The 17,073-nt window shown below is 32.9% G+C and carries 14 protein-coding genes and 1 tRNA gene; 7 read left to right on the forward strand and 8 right to left on the reverse strand.

The window, feature by feature from the left end; genetic code table 11:
* Nucleotides 1-1,573: HYR domain-containing protein (locus tag OS191_RS13525; RefSeq protein WP_267156249.1), on the reverse strand; the 1,573-nt coding region annotated here is incomplete at its 3' end.
* A gap of 367 nt (nt 1,574-1,940) precedes the next feature.
* On the opposite strand from OS191_RS13525, the gene OS191_RS13530 reads away from it, so the two are divergent.
* The 3 genes from OS191_RS13530 (at nt 1,941) to OS191_RS13540 (ending at nt 4,032) form a co-directional block, all read left to right on the forward strand.
* Nucleotides 1,941-3,092, forward strand: coding sequence for a trans-sulfuration enzyme family protein (locus OS191_RS13530; RefSeq protein ID WP_267156250.1), 1,152 nt, complete (start codon nt 1,941-1,943; stop codon nt 3,090-3,092).
* 61 nt (nt 3,093-3,153) lie between these two features.
* On the forward strand, nt 3,154-3,879 hold the full coding sequence (gene bshB1, locus OS191_RS13535) for a bacillithiol biosynthesis deacetylase BshB1 (protein WP_267156251.1): 726 nt from the start codon (nt 3,154-3,156) through the stop codon (nt 3,877-3,879).
* Nucleotides 3,880-3,956: 77 nt separating this feature from the next.
* Nucleotides 3,957-4,032 (forward strand) — tRNA-His (locus OS191_RS13540).
* A gap of 98 nt (nt 4,033-4,130) precedes the next feature.
* Here the strand turns inward: OS191_RS13540 and OS191_RS13545 are convergent.
* From OS191_RS13545 to OS191_RS13575, 7 genes are all read right to left on the reverse strand, one after another.
* Nucleotides 4,131-4,565, reverse strand: a complete 435-nt coding sequence (locus OS191_RS13545) for a TlpA family protein disulfide reductase (RefSeq protein WP_267156252.1) — start codon at nt 4,563-4,565, stop codon at nt 4,131-4,133.
* Between the two features lie 16 nt (nt 4,566-4,581).
* On the reverse strand, nt 4,582-6,567 hold the full coding sequence (locus tag OS191_RS13550) for a monovalent cation:proton antiporter family protein (RefSeq protein WP_267156253.1): 1,986 nt from the start codon (nt 6,565-6,567) through the stop codon (nt 4,582-4,584).
* Between the two features lie 69 nt (nt 6,568-6,636).
* Complete coding sequence (locus tag OS191_RS13555) at nt 6,637-7,338, reverse strand: class I SAM-dependent methyltransferase (protein WP_267156254.1); 702 nt, start codon at nt 7,336-7,338, stop codon at nt 6,637-6,639.
* Between the two features lie 87 nt (nt 7,339-7,425).
* Nucleotides 7,426-8,994 carry a M28 family peptidase gene (locus OS191_RS13560; RefSeq protein ID WP_267156255.1) on the reverse strand — a complete coding sequence of 523 codons (1,569 nt, stop codon included), beginning with the start codon at nt 8,992-8,994 and terminating at the stop codon, nt 7,426-7,428.
* A gap of 96 nt (nt 8,995-9,090) precedes the next feature.
* On the reverse strand, nt 9,091-10,128 hold the full coding sequence (locus OS191_RS13565; RefSeq protein WP_267156256.1) for a M28 family metallopeptidase: 1,038 nt from the start codon (nt 10,126-10,128) through the stop codon (nt 9,091-9,093).
* A 256-nt stretch (nt 10,129-10,384) separates the two neighbouring features.
* The gene (locus OS191_RS13570; protein ID WP_267156257.1) at nt 10,385-10,789 is read right to left on the reverse strand and encodes an FUSC family protein; all 405 of its coding nucleotides are present in this window, start codon (nt 10,787-10,789) and stop codon (nt 10,385-10,387) included.
* Between the two features lie 4 nt (nt 10,790-10,793).
* Complete coding sequence (locus OS191_RS13575) at nt 10,794-11,573, reverse strand: DUF3108 domain-containing protein (RefSeq protein ID WP_267156258.1); 780 nt, start codon at nt 11,571-11,573, stop codon at nt 10,794-10,796.
* Between the two features lie 353 nt (nt 11,574-11,926).
* On the opposite strand from OS191_RS13575, the gene OS191_RS13580 reads away from it, so the two are divergent.
* From OS191_RS13580 to OS191_RS13595, 4 genes are all read left to right on the forward strand, one after another.
* Nucleotides 11,927-12,379 carry a hypothetical protein gene (locus OS191_RS13580; RefSeq protein WP_267156259.1) on the forward strand — a complete coding sequence of 151 codons (453 nt, stop codon included), beginning with the start codon at nt 11,927-11,929 and terminating at the stop codon, nt 12,377-12,379.
* Between the two features lie 351 nt (nt 12,380-12,730).
* Nucleotides 12,731-14,032, forward strand: a complete 1,302-nt coding sequence (locus OS191_RS13585; RefSeq protein WP_267156260.1) for a beta-helix domain-containing protein — start codon at nt 12,731-12,733, stop codon at nt 14,030-14,032.
* Between the two features lie 183 nt (nt 14,033-14,215).
* Nucleotides 14,216-15,676, forward strand: coding sequence for a T9SS type B sorting domain-containing protein (locus OS191_RS13590; protein WP_267156261.1), 1,461 nt, complete (start codon nt 14,216-14,218; stop codon nt 15,674-15,676).
* Nucleotides 15,677-17,073 (forward strand): PorP/SprF family type IX secretion system membrane protein (locus OS191_RS13595; protein ID WP_267156262.1); only part of this gene is annotated, 1,397 nt, incomplete at its 3' end.

Consider the following 17,073-nt stretch of genomic DNA (forward strand, 5'->3'; position numbering starts at 1 on the left):
AACCAGCACAGTTGTCAGCACCAGTAGGCGCCGTCCAAGTCACAACCGCATCACATTGACCAGCATCGTTGCTAATAGTTATATCTCCAGGACAAGCAATGGTTGGTGCTTCTGTATCATTTACAGTCACGTCGAAAGAACAAGAGTTTGTTAATCCAGCTGCATCCGTAATGGTATAGGTAACAGTTGTTACACCAATAGGGAAGGTATCTCCAGGATTGTGAGAGCTAGTTACAACAGAACCAGTACAGTTGTCAGCACCAGTAGGCGCTGTCCAAGTCACAACCGCATCACATTGACCAACATCGTTGTTTACTGTAATATTAGTAGGACAGGTTATGGTTGGTGCTTCTGCATCGTTAACAGTCACATCGAAAGAACAAGAGTTTGTTAATCCAGCAGCATCTGTAATTGTATAATTTACAGTAGTTGTTCCAATAGGAAAGGTATCTCCAGGATTATGTGAGCTAGTTACATTAAAACCAGCACAGTTGTCAGCACTAGTAGGCGCCGTCCAAGTCACAACCGCATCACATTGACCAGCATCATTACTTACAATAATATCAGCAGGACACGTTATTGTTGGACTTTCAGTATCGTTAACCGTAACATCAAAAGTACAGCTAACAGCATTGCTAGCAGCATCTGTAATTGTATAAGTTACAGTAGTTGTTCCAATAGGGAACGTATCTCCAGGATTGTGCGAGCTAGTTACGTTAAATCCAGCACAGTTGTCAGCACCAGTAGGCGCTGTCCAAGTAACAACCGCATCACATTGACCGGCATCATTACTTACAATAATATCAGCAGGACACGTTATTGTTGGACTTTCAGTATCGCTAACCGTAACATCAAAAGTACAGCTAACAGCATTGCTAGCAGCATCTGTAATTGTATAAGTTACAGTAGTTGTTCCAATTGGGAAGGTATCTCCAGGATTGTGCGAGCTAGTTACCGTAGATCCAGCACAGTTGTCAGCACCAGTAGGCGCCGTCCAAGTCACAACTGCATCACATTGACCAGCATCGTTGCTAATAGTTATATCTCCAGGACAAACAATGGTAGGCACTTCATTATCCACAACCGTTACAGTAAAGGAACAGGTTAAACCTGTAGCTACATTCCCTGCATCTCGTTCTTCATAAGTTACAGCTGTAGTTCCTACAGGAAAAACGTCACCATTTCCAAGGGCAGAAGTTAATGTCATATTCCCTTCAGAAACATCAGTAGTTGGAAGTGTATAAGTCACTAAAGCGCTACAAGTCCCAGCATCAACGTTAACGGAAAAATCTACTGGACAGTTAAAAATATTTCTGAAGATGGAATTTTTTATATAGCCGGTTTTAAAACCCGGTCTCAAAGACACATAGCCTTCTAAGTAATTAGAGCTATTAGAGCTTTTGGCTTCTTTATTAAATGAGTGGTCACTTTCATTAATCGATTTTGAAAATCCATTAAAGCTTATAATAAGCATGGTTATTACAAGTACGAAAAAAGTAGATTTTTTGATCATAACGGTTGATTTTTTGTAAGACAAAGAATTATAATAGTTGTCTATTACAGTTCTATTCACATAAAATGTTTTTGCTATTAATTACGGAGGGAGATACAAAAATATACCGAGTTGGCTTTTTAAAACAATTTAATCGTTAAACTACTAAATTATTCTTTAAACGATTTAAACTGTTAATAATAAAGGATGTATGGTGTTTTGAGAGGTTTATTCGTATTTGGGAGGTCTATATATTAGTAATGAAAATTTTAGTTTTTTTAGACTATTCACAAGCAATGGATTATTTTGTTTTAGGATTCGTAACTAATTTCTAAATGGATTCACAATCATGTGATTTTATTTTTTTGCTTGGGATATGTTATAAGTGCTATTTAAATTTTCTTTATGGCTTGAGTTTTCTTAATTTTATAGAATAAATCTAATATAAATGACTAAAAAAACGCTGGGGTTAAATACCATTTGCACTCATACGGGAGAAATTATAGATGAACAGTTTAAAGGCGCTGTTTCCCCAATATATATGTCCACCTCTTATCAGTTTGAAGATGTGGATGTAAAAAGATATCCACGTTATTTTAATACGCCTAATCAGGAATTTTTATCAAAAAAAATTGCAGCCTTAGAGCATGCTGAAGCTTCTATGATTTTTGGTTCTGGTATGGCAGCAGTAAGTACCACATTTCTAGCTTTTTTAAAAGCAGGAGATCATTTGGTCATACAGAATCCATTGTATGGTGGCACCAGTAACTTTATTAGGGAGGAGTTGCCCAAGTATGGGATAGAATTTACCTTTACAGAAGGATATCAAATGTCAGATTTTAAAAAAGCCCTTCAGCCTAATACCAAATTAATTCATATTGAAACCCCTTCCAATCCGTTATTAACCATTACAGACATTCAAGCTGTAGCCAAATTGGCCAAATCCAAACAAATTATTACGACTATTGATAATACTTTTGCAAGTCCGATTCTTCAAAACCCTATAGATTTAGGAATTGATATCGTAATTCATTCTGCTACCAAATATTTAGGTGGACATAGCGATATATTGGCAGGTGCTGTAGCTGCAAAACAGGAACATATAGATGCTATTTGGAATGTAGCCAAAAACCTTGGAGGGAGTTTAAGTGATTTTATGGTTTGGATGCTAGAACGAAGCATGAAAACTTTAGCTTTGCGTGTAAAAGCTCAAAGTAAGAATGCCAAAAAGTTGGCTAAGTTTTTAGATAAGCATCCAGAAGTGACACATGTTTATTATCCTGGATTAAAGAGTCATCCAGAGCATAGATTAGCAAAATCTCAGATGAAAAGTTTTGGAGCCATGATGTCTTTTGAATTGCATGAGAGCATAGATGCTTCTAAATTTTTAAAAGCTTTGAACTTGATTAAACCCTCTATGAGTCTGGCTGGTGTAGAAAGTACCATGTTGTTGCCAGCTTTAACATCTCATGCTTTGTTAAGCCAAGAAGAGAGAGATAGATTAGGGATTAGTAGTTATTTAATTCGATTTTCTGTTGGAATAGAATCAAAAAAAGATTTGATAAACGATATAGAACAAGCCATTGCAAGCGCGAAGTAATTTATTTGTAAAGGTTTTTTAGTAATAAATTTCCGTGATATCCGGAATAAATACATTTTTAATGAAATTAGACATATTAGCATTTGGAGCACATCCAGACGATGTAGAATTAGGTTGTGGAGGTACTCTAGCCAAAGAAATTGCTGCTGGTAAAAAAGTAGGTATTATTGATTTAACACGAGGAGAATTAGGGACTCGTGGTACTGCTGAAACCAGAGATAAAGAATCCGAAGACGCTTCAAACATACTAGGAGCAAGCATCCGTATTAATATGGAGTTTGCTGACGGGTTTTTTATAAACGACAAAAACCATCAATTAGAACTTATTAAAATAATTAGAAAATACCAACCAGAGATTGTTTTATGCAATGCTATTACCGATAGGCATATAGATCATGGAAAAGGCAGTCAGTTGGTTAGTGATGCCTGTTTTTTAAGTGGGTTGTTAAAAATAGACACCAAATTTGATGCAGATGATGACCAATGGCAAAACCCATGGAGACCAAAGCAAGTGTATCATTATATTCAATGGCAACCTATTGCCCCAGATTTTGTAGTTGATGTGTCAGAATTTATGAATCAGAAGACAGAGGCTGTGATGGCTTACAAAACGCAATTTTACGACCCAAAGAGTAAAGCGCCTGAAACGCCAATTTCTAGTAAAAACTTTACAGATAGTATAGCTTATAGAGCAAAAGATCTGGGTAGGTTAGTGGGAGTTGATTCAGCTGAAGGATTTACGGTTGAACGTTACCCTGTGGTTAACAGCCTGTTTGATTTAAAGTAAAAAATAATTAAAATAATATTGATAAAATGCTTTGTTAAAAAAGGGAAATGATATACATTTGCAGACCTAATTAAAATGGTGGTTGTAGCTCAGTTGGTTAGAGCATTGGTTTGTGGTACCAAGGGTCGCGGGTTCGAATCCCGTCTTCCACCCAAAAAACAAAAGCTTCACAGTAATGTGGAGCTTTTTTTGTTTATATACTTTTCTTTGGGACAGATCACGCTGTCCGTACAATATATTCTAAAATAAAATTATTTATTTAAAAGTTCTTCAATGGCATAATACAGTCGGTTTTGAGCGTTGTCTTGAGAGCCATAAAAAGAACGAAATACCTGTGCTTTATCGTTTAATAAAATCCAATGTGGCGTGCCTTCACATTTAAAAAAATCAAACCATTTGCTTTGCTGGTCAAAATAAATAGGAAAGGGAACTTCCTTTGAAGTAAAAATTCCTAAAATATCTTGCTTACTTATGGATTGATTTCCAAACGAACTGTGAATTGCCACAACTGAAAGTTTTGGGTATTCTTTTGAAAATTGGTATGCCAAAGGAATAGCACGTCCAGTACAACCTAAACACTGGTTGTTATAAAACAAGATTAATAGAGGTTTGCTTTTGTATTCATTAATAAGATCTATGGTCTCAGCATCTAATGTATTTACAAGTATATTTTCTATTTGTTCCATATTAGCAACTCCTTATTTAGTTAAGAACTCTATGAAATTCTTCTATAGCTTCTTGTTTTCCGCTAACATATAATTTATCGTTTTGAAAGAGTTTTTCGTGAGGCTGGATATGATCTATCACATTATCTTTACGTTCAATAGCCAAGATATTAATGCCGTATTCTTTGCGAATATTCATTTCTTTAAGGGTTCGTCCAACAATTTTGCCACTATCTACATTCACACGTAGACAGGTAATATTCACATTAGGAATTTTAGTAGATTTGAAGGTTTTAGGCAGCTTTTTTTTAGAATTGAAGATTTCGTAATTATCGGCTCGAATAAGATCAATAAACTCTGAAATATCATTTTCAGGAATTAGGAAATCGTGAAGCACTCGAGAAAATATCTCTATGGAAGTTTCAAATTCTTCAGGAATCACATCGTCGGCACCAAGAGCAATAAGTTCCGGTATTTCCTTTACATAACGAGTTCTCACTACTAAATAAACAGATTGACTGATATTACGGACATTTCTAATAATAGTTCTGGTATTTTCAGGATTAGATATAGCGATGACTACAGAGCGCGCTTTAGACAAGTTGACTGTATCTAGAATATGAGGTTCGGAGGCATCACCAAAAAGCATGGGAATACCATTTTCTTTTTCGCGTTTTACTGTTTTGGCATTTAGTTCTATCACCACATAAGGAATATTACTATACATGGATGCTTTAGCTAAATTAGATCCATTAACGCCATATCCAACAATAATAAGATGGTTATTTAGTTCTGTTTCAAAATCATCATTTAACTCACTAAAAGGATCTTTTGGAGTAGAAGATATAGCCTTTGCAATTCTGGTATTTAAGAATTTTTCAGAAATATTTTCAGAAAAAATAATAATGAAAGGCGTGAGTAGCATGGACACAATAGAAACAGCTAAGAAGTACTGATTGGTTTCGGCCGAAAGTAAGTTGTATTCTAGTCCTACTTTTGAAAGAATAAAAGCAAATTCTCCAATTTGGAATAAGGATAATCCAGTGATTAGAACTGTTCTTGATGGATATTTTAATACAGCGATAGCTAAAGCTGTAACAGATGATTTTACGAGCAAAACAGCTAAAACCAACAGCATAATAACACCTACATGATTAAAGAAAAAAGTTAAATCCAGTAACATTCCCACTGAGATAAAGAAAAAGCTAATAAACAGCTCTCTAAATGGTAAAATGATGCTGGTAGCTTGATGGCTATATTCAGATTCTGAAATAATTAAACCAGCCATAAAAGCTCCTAAAGCTAAAGACAATCCAGCTTGAGAGGTTAAGAAAGCTACAGCAAAACAAATGGTGATGGTAGTTAATAGAAACAGTTCTTTATTATTAGTCTTTGCAATGGCATACATTAGTTTTGGAACCACATATCTAGCACTTATAATTGTAATGATAATTACTACAGCCGATTTAAACAATAAGGTTAAAATACTAGCTGTTACATTGGTGCTTTCGCCAGCAATTATTGGCGTAAACAACATCATAGGGACTACAATAATATCTTGAAAAATTAAAATCCCCAAGGCATTTTTTCCATGAAGTGTGTTCATTTCGTTCCTGTCTTGAAACACTTTTAAAACAATGGCTGTACTGGATAAAGAGAATAAAAAACCTATAAAAACAGCTTCATTCCAGCTATTTCCCATAAAATAATAACATCCAGCCGAAATTAAAACGGTGAGGCCTACTTGAATAGAACCTCCAATAAAAACGGTTTTCTTAATGGCCGCCAATTTTTTTAGGGAGAGTTCCATACCGATGACAAACAGTAAGAGAATGACACCAATTTCTGAAATAATCTCTACCTGCTCAACAGCTTTTACAAGACTTAATCCGTAGGGGCCAATAATGACTCCAGTAATTAAAAAACCTAATATAGATGGTAATTTAGCACGTTGCAAGAGAAAAACAATAACTACCGAAAAACCCAATAAGATTAATATGTCTTGTAATAAAGGTATGTGCATTGTTTTAGTAAATTAGTGGTTTTAAACTGGCACTAAAAATAAACTAATTAAGTTTTTTACAGGCTATTTTTATTGTTTTTTTAAGATGTAAAACACTTGGGAATTAATAATGCCATAAAAATATTTAAAAGGTGAAAACTCCTTTTTACAAATCTTTAGGTCACATGTTTTAAAAACAGTTTCTAATTTTTTGTGATCAAATCCAATATGTGTATAGATATAGCCTTCTCGTTGTCTTTCTATGTTTAGACTTAAGAACGATTTTATAATGTTTTTAAAACTAGCTTCTTCTTTGTTTTGACCAATAAGAAATCTGACTGAATTTTTTAATAAGGATGGAAAACCTGTTTCTAAAGGAACAGAAACAATAATTCTTCCTTCGTCTTTTACCTGATTTTTAACTTCTAAAAGACGTCGTTTTTGTTCGGTTTCTGAGAAGTGTTCTAATACCTCTAAGCAACTTACTACATCAAAAGATTTTGAGCCTAAATCGGTTAGATTATTTGTAATTTGAATTTGCTCTAACTGATTTTTTTCTATGGTTTCTTTTAGTTCCTGAAACATAAAATCTAAAGGGTCAAAACCAACTAACTTGGCCTTTGAATTTTCTGCATGTATACATTGAAGTAAAAAACCATCTCCAGTTCCAAAATCTAACAAACGCTCTTGAGGTTTCAAATCGATAAGTTTCATGGCAACACGAAACCGTTTTTGATGAGAAAATTTCTTAATGGAGGATTTGTTATTTCTTGTTATATCTGCGTAAGACATGTGCTATTTTATAAGTTTTGTAAACTTAGGAAAATAAAAAAAGCTTTCCGAATATGGAAAGCTTTTTTAAGGTCAGTTTGAATTTTATTATTCGCTTGCTTTATCTGCAACAATTCTTTGCTCTCTATTGGCAAGTTCCCAAGCCGTATAGAATACTAAACGGGTACGATTTTCTAATAAATCGTATCTAATTTTATCAGGTGTATCAGATGGTCTGTGATAATCATCATGCGTTCCGTTAAAATAAAAAATAACTGGAATATTATTTTTTGCAAAATTGTAATGGTCGCTTCTGTAATAAAAACGATTTGGATCGTCGTCTTCATTATAAGTGTAATCGAATACAATGTTTGTGTATTTATTATTTACTTCTTCAGAAATGTTGTGTAATTCGGTACTTAGCTTATCGCTACCAATAAGGTATAGGTAGTTTCCATCTCCTTCATCATGTTTAGGGTCTACTCGACCAATCATGTCAATGTTTAAATTAGCAACCGTATTAGCAAGTGGAAAAATAGGATCGACATCTGTATAATAACGAGACCCTAAAAGGCCTTTTTCTTCACCTGTAACATGTAAAAATAGGATAGAGCGTTTTGGGCCATGACCATTTTTTGCAGCCTTTTTAAAGGCTTTAGCAATTTCTAATAAAGCTACAGATCCAGAACCATCGTCGTCTGCACCATTATAAATTTCTCCATTCTTAACGCCTTCATGATCTAAATGTGCAGAAATAACAATTATTTCATCTGGTTTTTCTGTTCCTTTAATAATAGCTGCAACATTTTCAGAATTGATGTCTGTAGTGATGTTTTTATAATCTAAGGTAACATCCATTTTAATTGTTTGGTTGTCAACTTCAGTTTCAATATTTGGCATGATGTTTTTAGCCAACTCTGTATTTATTAGCATATAAAACATGCTTTCTTTTTTCTCTTTAAGGGAAATAGAGCTGTTTGCTTTACCAAAACGAGCGACTGCCATTGTGTAAATTTCTGGATAATAAACAAAAACAGCTACTGCGCCTTTTTCTTTGGCAGCATCACGTTTTTCTACAAAAGCTTCTCTAAAATTAGACCATTTAGAGGCATTTGAAGTCCCAGTAATTAGATAATTTCCATTGGCATCTTTAGGTTCTCCAGATTTTATTAAAACAATTTTACCTTTAACGTCTAGGTTATTATAACTAGAATATTTTTCGTCTTCAATCCCATAACCGGCAAATACAATTTCAGAAGCATTTAAACTACCATTTTCTACAGAAGCAATAGAAACAAAATCATCAATGTTAGAGTATGTTTTATTGTTTATAGTAAAAGACACTTCTGGTACGCCTAATTTTTCTAAAGGCACATTTTGAAAATACTCATTATTAGGAAGTGCTGCAGGAACTTCTAAAGAGATGTATCTATCTTTTAAAAATTTGACTGCTTTTTTTTGTCCTGGATCTCCAGTTCCTCTACCTTCAAAGTCATCTGAAGCAAAAATGTAAAGATCTTCTTTTAATTGAGCAGACGTAATGGTATTTCCATATTTAGTAACATCTACAGGAGTTATCTTTGCAGTTGTGTTTGTTTGTGTAGATGTTTCGGCTTTTTGTGAGCCACAGGATAATACGAGACTAACACCGCAAATAAGTAATAGCACTTTTTTCATAGGTATATGTTTTAATAATGAGTAAAAACAAAAGTAACTAAACCTAGAAGGTTGATTTGATGATTTTAACAAATTTTAACATCAGAAACCTGTTATTTATAGGTTTTCGTTTAAAATGAGTCTGTTTTCTCTATTTGCAAGTTGCCAAGCTGTAGCAAAAATTAATTGGGTTCTAAGTTTTAAAAGATTGTAATTTATTTTATCTGGTGTATCTGTAGGTTTGTGGTAATCTTCGTGCTCTCCATTAAAATAAAATATTACGGGTATATTATGTTGCGCAAAGTTGTAATGATCGCTTCTAAAATAATACCTGTTTTTATCATTTTCATCGTTATAAGTATAATCTAAGGTTAAATTAAAAAAGGTTTCATTTATTTTTTCTGAAAGAATATGTAGTTCCTTACTTAATCTATCTGCTCCAATTAAATAGAGGTATTTGTCGTTTTCATGATGTGAGTAATCTACACGTCCAATCATATCGATATTTAAATTAGCGATGGTTTCAGAGAGTGGAAAAACGGGGTTTTCTGTATAAAACTTGGAGCCTTCAAGGCCTATTTCTTCAGCTGTAAGGTGTAAGAAAAGAATGGATCGCTTTGGTCCGAAGCCATCTTTAGCTGCCATTTTAAATGCTTGGGCCATTTCCATTAATGCGACAGTTCCAGATGCATCATCGTCTGCGCCATAATATATTATATTGTCTTTGGTGCCAATATGATCGTAGTGAGCAGAAATCACTAGTACTTCTTCGGGTTTTTCACTTCCTTTAATATAAGCTAATACATTTTCTGTAGCCTTGGTGTTTCCTGGAAAATAAGATTCTGGAATATATTGATAATAAACAGAGTCATTGATAGGAGATGTGATGTCCTGAGATTGATAATATTCTTTTAAGTAGTTAGCTGCTTTTTTTTGTCCTTTTTCACCTGTGCCTCGTCCTTCAAATTCTTTGCTTGCATAACTGTATAAGTGTTTACTTAGTTCTGGAGAAGTTATGGTGTTTGAATATTTAATAATAGTTGCGCTATCATTTATTTTAATATTGTCTTTCAGGGTTTGAATTTTTGTGCTGTATTTTGTAGTAGCACAAGAGCCAACAAGCGTCAATACAGATGCAAATAAAAAACTTTTCATAGTGTTAATAGCTTAATTACAAATCAAATAAACTAAAAAAAGTTGATAAAAGAAAAAAATAGCTAAAGGAAAACAAGCTTAAAATCTCTAATTAAGATGATGGTTGTTTATTGTTCATGTAAATATAAAATGACTAAAAAATGGAGTCCTTATTATGTTCTTTACTTTACATACACAATTTAAGATAGGTAGCTATATCATGTTTTAAGCTAATGGCAAATTCAAAACCATAAGTAAATAAAAAGAAACTTTAGAGTTATTCTATCTCTAAATCGTCCAGATTTAAATCTTCAGTGTCGATATCTAATTCTTTTTCGTCTATATCTAAATCGTCTATATCCAAGTCTAATTCTTCAAGTTCTTCGATGGCTTTTTCTTCAGATTTTATTTCTCTTTGTTCTAATTCTTCAGTATTACCAACTTCAACCGTATTAAAGATAGATTTGTAAATAGAGATTGAAAACGCAATTGTAGTTAATAAAAAGACCAATTGAATGGTTTTTTTTGACTGGTTGTTTTTATTTGACATATAAAAAGCAATAAACCCAAATACTAAGGCAGCAATAGCAGGAAAATAGGCTAGATTAGATAGAGGTAAAACCGATAAAACAAGGGCTAAAACGGAAGAGATAATTCCTAAAACAATACATAGTTTTCTCATAATATTAACTTTTTAATCCAGTTGCAGATTTTATTTTTAATTCGCCATTTCCTACAGCTACTTTAAATTTAGCGAAAACAGGAATTTTGTTTTCATCGGCTGTAAGCCAAAGTAAGTTATCGTTTGTACCTTTTAATACATTACTATTTTTAACAGATATAGCTAATTTATAGCATGACTTGCTACCAATGTTTGTGTTAATTGTTTCTTTACTTAAATAGGTAACAACAATTTCAGTAGGTTTATTATCGAACAATACTGTCAACGAGATATTTTTTCCAGGAGCATAAGAACTTAAATTTAAAGTTCTTAAATAGTAAATTGTAGATACAATATCTTTAGTACCGCTAGACATATTTAAGGTTTTATTTTGGTCGTACGTACCACCACCTTTCTTTTTCTTTCTAATTAAACTTTTTACAGTGCCTTTAGAATGACTGTAATTATATTGTACAAATTTTGAGTAGCCACCCTCGTAAATATCTCTTTTATATAAGTATGGTTTTACGCTTGTAGGACTTACATAACTCTCGTAAAGGTCTCTAATTTTAAAAAAGCTATCCCATTTACTATAAGTAGCAGCTGTACATTTTAATCTTAGAAGTGTGGCTTTAGAAGTTTTAACCTCGCTGGTTTCCATATTTACTTGTGCTAATTCTGTTAGCACACCAGACATATTGTACGAAGCAGTAAAAGATAGTTTCTCTCCAGCTTTAAATGCAGAATTTTGCGAAAAACCAATTGAAGAAACAAAAAGACTTAAAATTAGAAAATATTTAAACATATATTAGTTCGTTTTAAATTATAACGAAAGTAATAACATTTATTGTACCGAAAGTAAAATGCCTAAAAAAAAAATTTAAATACGGATATTATATTATGACTATTTTATAAGGGGTAATTTTTGTTACATTATTAATAACTGATTTGTCTCTTTTTTCATTCAAAATTATATTTTAGCTATTTATCACTTCAGACAAGAAAATTATTATAATTGCAATGTTTTCTGAATGTTAGAGCTGTTTTTTAATGCTGACAGCAAGAAAAAATATAAAAACACATCAAATAATCGATAAAACGCTTGTTTTTTTCGTTTAATTGCATAAATTTGTTTTATAGAACCCCAAAATCTTTAACATGAAATCTAAAATTACTTTATTTTGTCTTACTTTCTTATTAATGGCTGGTATTGGTACAGCCCAAAATAAAGATGCACCTAAAAGTATTATCAGTCAAGATGTATCTATTTCTAAATATCACGATAGAAAAGAGTTAGAACAAATGCAAAAAGGCTCATTGCTAGGATTGTATAATGAACGTATTGAGATTATTATTAAAATACTTCCTTATATAGCCTTTGCTACAAAGCCTGGAGTTACCATGTCTACGTTTGGTATTCCCGATACAAAAGACAATAGGAGTGCTCTAGACAATCAAATTGATGCTACCAAAAACTATTTCTTAAGCACCATGGATTTTCAAAATAAAATACTGCCATATTCGGATAGAGCCAATTTAATTGCTGCTATTTTGTTTTATGAAGAAACACTGAAATCATTACATATATATAGTGAAAATAATAGATTCTAAATTTTAGAATTTTTCACACTATCCTATTTAAATGTTTAGAAAATAATGACTTAAAATCGCAGCATTTTTTAAAGTAGCTTCTTTAAAAAATGCTGCGATTTTTTTAATCCAAGCATTTAGAAAATCAATAATATTTTAAGCTTGTTTTAACTTATAACCTTGTTTTATAGTCCATTAATTGCTTTTATTTTTCAATAAACTAAATAAAACAACAATTTTATGTAAGAAAATACCACAATTATAAATTGATTTATGTATTTCATCGTTATTATTTGTATTTAGTGGAATAATTTTATATGTTTGAACTATAATTAATAGAACTTCTATGATTAATAAATAACTATTATAACTATGAAAAATCTGCCCCAACTCTTATGCATTTTTCTATTTGTGTTTTCCAATGTTTATTCTCAACAAGAGAAGGGAATTATTGGCACGAATAATTGGTTGAATTCTTGGACCGAATTTAAGCCAGATCAAAATGAATATGGCGAAGCAACCGAAATTTTAACGGGTAACATTACTACAGATACCAAATTGGTAAAGAAAAACATCTACATGTTATTAGGAAATGTTTTTGTTACAAATAATGCCACGCTAACTATAGAACCTGGAACTGTAATTATTGGTGATTTTAAAACCAATGGTTCTTTAATTATTACCAAAGGAGCAACTATCATTGCCGATGGTTTAGTAACCGATCCTATTGTTTTTACTTCTAACCGAAGTGTAAAAAAAGCAGGAGATTGGGGAGGAATCATTATTCTTGGAGATGCGCCGATTAATAAATTTGGTAATGGGTCTTCTGTAAATCATAACTTTAGAGCTGCCTCTTATGAAAACATAAGTTATGGTGGTGAAAACTTAGAAAGTAATTCTGGGGTATTACGTTATGTAAGAATTGAATATGCTGGAAAAAAATTAAAAAGTGGAGACAACTTTAATGCTTTATTAATGGCAGGAGTTGGTAGCCAGACCGTCTTAGAAAATATTATGGTAAGTTTTTCTGCAGGGAATTCTTTTGATGTTTATGGCGGACAAGTTAATTTAAGCAAAGCCGTATCATTTAAATCTAACAGAATAGATTATAACTTCAATTATGGTGCTCAATGTAACTTATACAACTCTTTAGCAGTTAGGTCTTCTTATGTATCAAGTCCAGATGGATCTAGAGCATTACATGTAGCTTCTTACAATAATGATAAAGAAGAAATAGACTTCACTAAGAGCCAAACTTTAGTTATGGCAACCAACTTAACATTGATTAATGCTAGTGATAACTTGCAATCTGAAATAAAATTAGGTTTGGTTAAAGAAGCAATCTATGTGGCTGAATATGCCGAGCTTGATATGAGTAAGAGTGTTATCTCCGGTTTTAATCCTGCCGTATTGTTAGACCGTAAAATTAAAATCAACAATGAGAATTTAGAACGAATAAAATTTACAGAAATGTATTTCAATAATTGTAAAGGAAATATTTTTACTGAATATAACTCTAATAACGAAGACTTAGAAAGTTGGTTTGGAAATAGCAGTTTCTTTAACGTGTATTCAAAAGGTTTAGATTCTGAAACATTTATCGACTTAAAAGATTCTAAAAGACCAGATTTTAGATTACGTATTAATAAAATTATAGCGTCTAGTGCAGATTAAAACTAATTACACAAACTAAAAAAACAGAAACCCCAAATTTAACCTGAACTTTTATACGAATACTCTTTAAGGAGATTCAAACAAATTAATCTATTAAATATTTTAAAGCCCTTTGTTTCAAGAGCATGACGTTTATAACAAGAACCGATTGTTTTTAGTACTGGTGACTAACAAATAAAGCGTATGAATAAAACTACTTTTGTAAAAAAACTTTTTTTTGTACTGTGTTTTTTTGTTCTTATTCTTAATCAGAACCTTAAAGCTCAAATAGCTATTGGTGCCCCAAATATTGGGTTTAGTCAAGCTTGTGCAAATAGTTCTTTTAATTCGTATAACGTCACGTTTGTATTTACTCCAGAAGCTGGATTAAGTCCAACAAATCAATTTAAGATTGAATTGTCTGATGCAGATGGGAGTTTTGCAAGTCCTACGGTTGTTTATACCTCAACAGCAGGAGCCATTACTACATCGCCAGCAACCTTAAATTTTGCTTTACCAACTGATACAGCAGGAGAATCTTACAGACTAAGAATAAAAAGTACGGCTCCAGCAGCAACTAGCTCAGGTTCGTCAACTTTTGCAGCTTATTATAAAATTCAAGATACTCCATTTTCAATCAACAATTTAATTTCTACTGCTTCATATTGCGCTGGAGGAAATTACTTATTAACCATAGATAATCCTGGTACAGGATTAAACGACTCTCCTTTAAATTATCCATCTCTTACTTTTAAATGGTACAGAGAAACTGGACCTACAACATCAGTTTTTGTTGCAGATGGAGAAAGTTTATCAGTTAATACTCCAGGAACCTATTTTGTAGAAACAGATTATGGAACTTGTACATCAGACTCTTTTTCTAACCGAGTAACCGTTTCAGAATCTACTACAGGTTCCACATCTACCATTGTTTCCAGTCTAGGAAATCCATTTTGTCCAAGTGGAGGACCAACTACTTTAACAACAACTTCAGGAAATAGTTATCAATGGTTTTTAGATGGGGAAGCCATTTCAGGAGCCACCAATCAAACACTTGATACGGTTTTATCTGGAACATATTCCGTAAGTATCGATTTAGGTAGTTGTTCTACAACTGCTTCCATTGTTTTAGAAAGCGAATTATTCACCAGTAGTATCAATGTGGACGAAATAACTTCTATGGAACTTGGAGAGACACTATATATTGAAGTTACAACGACGGCAGAAAATCCAGAATTTCAATGGTATTATAATAATGTGCTTATTTCAGGAGCTGTTGGAAATACTTATGATGCTACAGAATTTGGAAGCTATCAAGTCATTATCAATCAAACAACAGGGTGTATTGTTTCAGATGATTTTTTATTTGAAATAGAAGCACCAATCGATCCTTTTCCAAGTGTGGCAGATATCCCAAATGTTATCAGTCCGAATGGAGATGGAATTAACGATACTTGGGTTATTCCAAATGCTTATGTAAGTGGATCCAATACCGAAGTCATTATTATGGATTCTTATGGAAAAGTTTCTCTTAAAACAACCGATTATCAAAATAATTGGCCAATAGACGAATTGAATTTTAAAAGTGTCAATCCGGTATATTATTACGTGATTACCACTTCAGATAATAAAACAAAAAAAGGTTCTATAACCATAGTAAAATAAATGAAAATATTTTTACTGATATTAGCTATATTCATCTGTTCGACACAGTTTTCTTTCTCGCAGGAAGACGGTGTTGTGTCTTTGGCTATTCCAGTAAGAAGCTCTTTAAAATTCAACAGATATTTAAGCAATCCTACCTTTAGTTTTGTAAGAGAACAAAATACCTACATTAATTTAACTAATAAAAGAGAGTGGGTTCAATTTGAAGATGCACCTCAAACTTACTTAATCAATTATTCAGGAAGATATAGTGAAAACATTGGAGTAGGGGTTGGATTATTTCAACAAAACTATGGGGTTTTAACAACTTTTGGAGGTGTTTTAAACTTTGCATATAATGCGAGACTTCAAACGGATAGCAATTTAACTTTTGGTTTAAATTTAGGATTTTATAAAAGTAGTCTCAATGATGGAAAAGTAGTTGTTAATGAAGCAGACCCCTCTTTTGACAACATTCCTAAAAATACTGTTTTAAGTGTGAGCCCTGGAATTAACTACGGCTTGGTGTTTTTTGATTTCGGATTATCCATAAACAATTTGGTACAGTATAATATAAAATCTTCCGAGTTAATTAAAGAAGATCCACAACAAAGTATTCAAGCCCATGTTATGTACACAGGATATATGTACAGTCGAGGTTTTTTTGATCAAAGTAAATTTTCAGCTTTAATAAAATCTGAATTTAAAAAAGATCAAACTATTTTCTCTGGAATAGCCATGCTTATGGTCCCTAAAGGCATCTGGGCGCAATTAGGGTATAATACCGTTTATGGATTAACCGGTGGAGTTGGAGTTAATATTACTAAGCAAATTTCTGTCGAATATAATTACGAAAAAGCGATGGGAGATTTAGCCTCTTTTGGTTCGTCTCATGAATTTACTTTAGCCTATAAATTGAATACTAGAAATAGATACCAATATAGCGGAGATGATAGAGAAGAAGCCTTACTAATTAAAGATCAAAAACGCAAACCAGCTATTTCTAATAAACCGACTTTATCTGCTGAAGAGAGAGCTCAATTAGCAGAGCAAAAAGCAGCAGAACGAGCAGCAAATCAAGAGGCTGCAAGATTAGCTACAGAAACAAGAGCTTCAGAAAGATTAGCAGCTCAGGAGCAGGCAAGATTAGACGGTGAAGCTAAAGCACAAGCCTTAGCTGAGGCGCAAGCAGCAGAGCAAACACAATCGGCAGATGCTGAAGCAAATAAAATATCAGCAGCTCAGGCACAAGCAGATGAAGCCGCCAGATTAGCGGCTGAAGCAGCAGCTCAGGCACAAGCAGATGAAGCAGCTAGATTGGCAGCTGAAGCAGCAGCTCAGGCACAAGCAGATGAAGCAGCTAGATTAGCGGCTGAAGCAGCAGCTCAGGCACAAGCAGATGAAGCAGCTAGATTAGC

The sequence above is a fragment of the Xanthomarina sp. F2636L genome (genome assembly GCF_026410195.1).
GTDB lineage: Bacteria > Bacteroidota > Bacteroidia > Flavobacteriales > Flavobacteriaceae > Xanthomarina.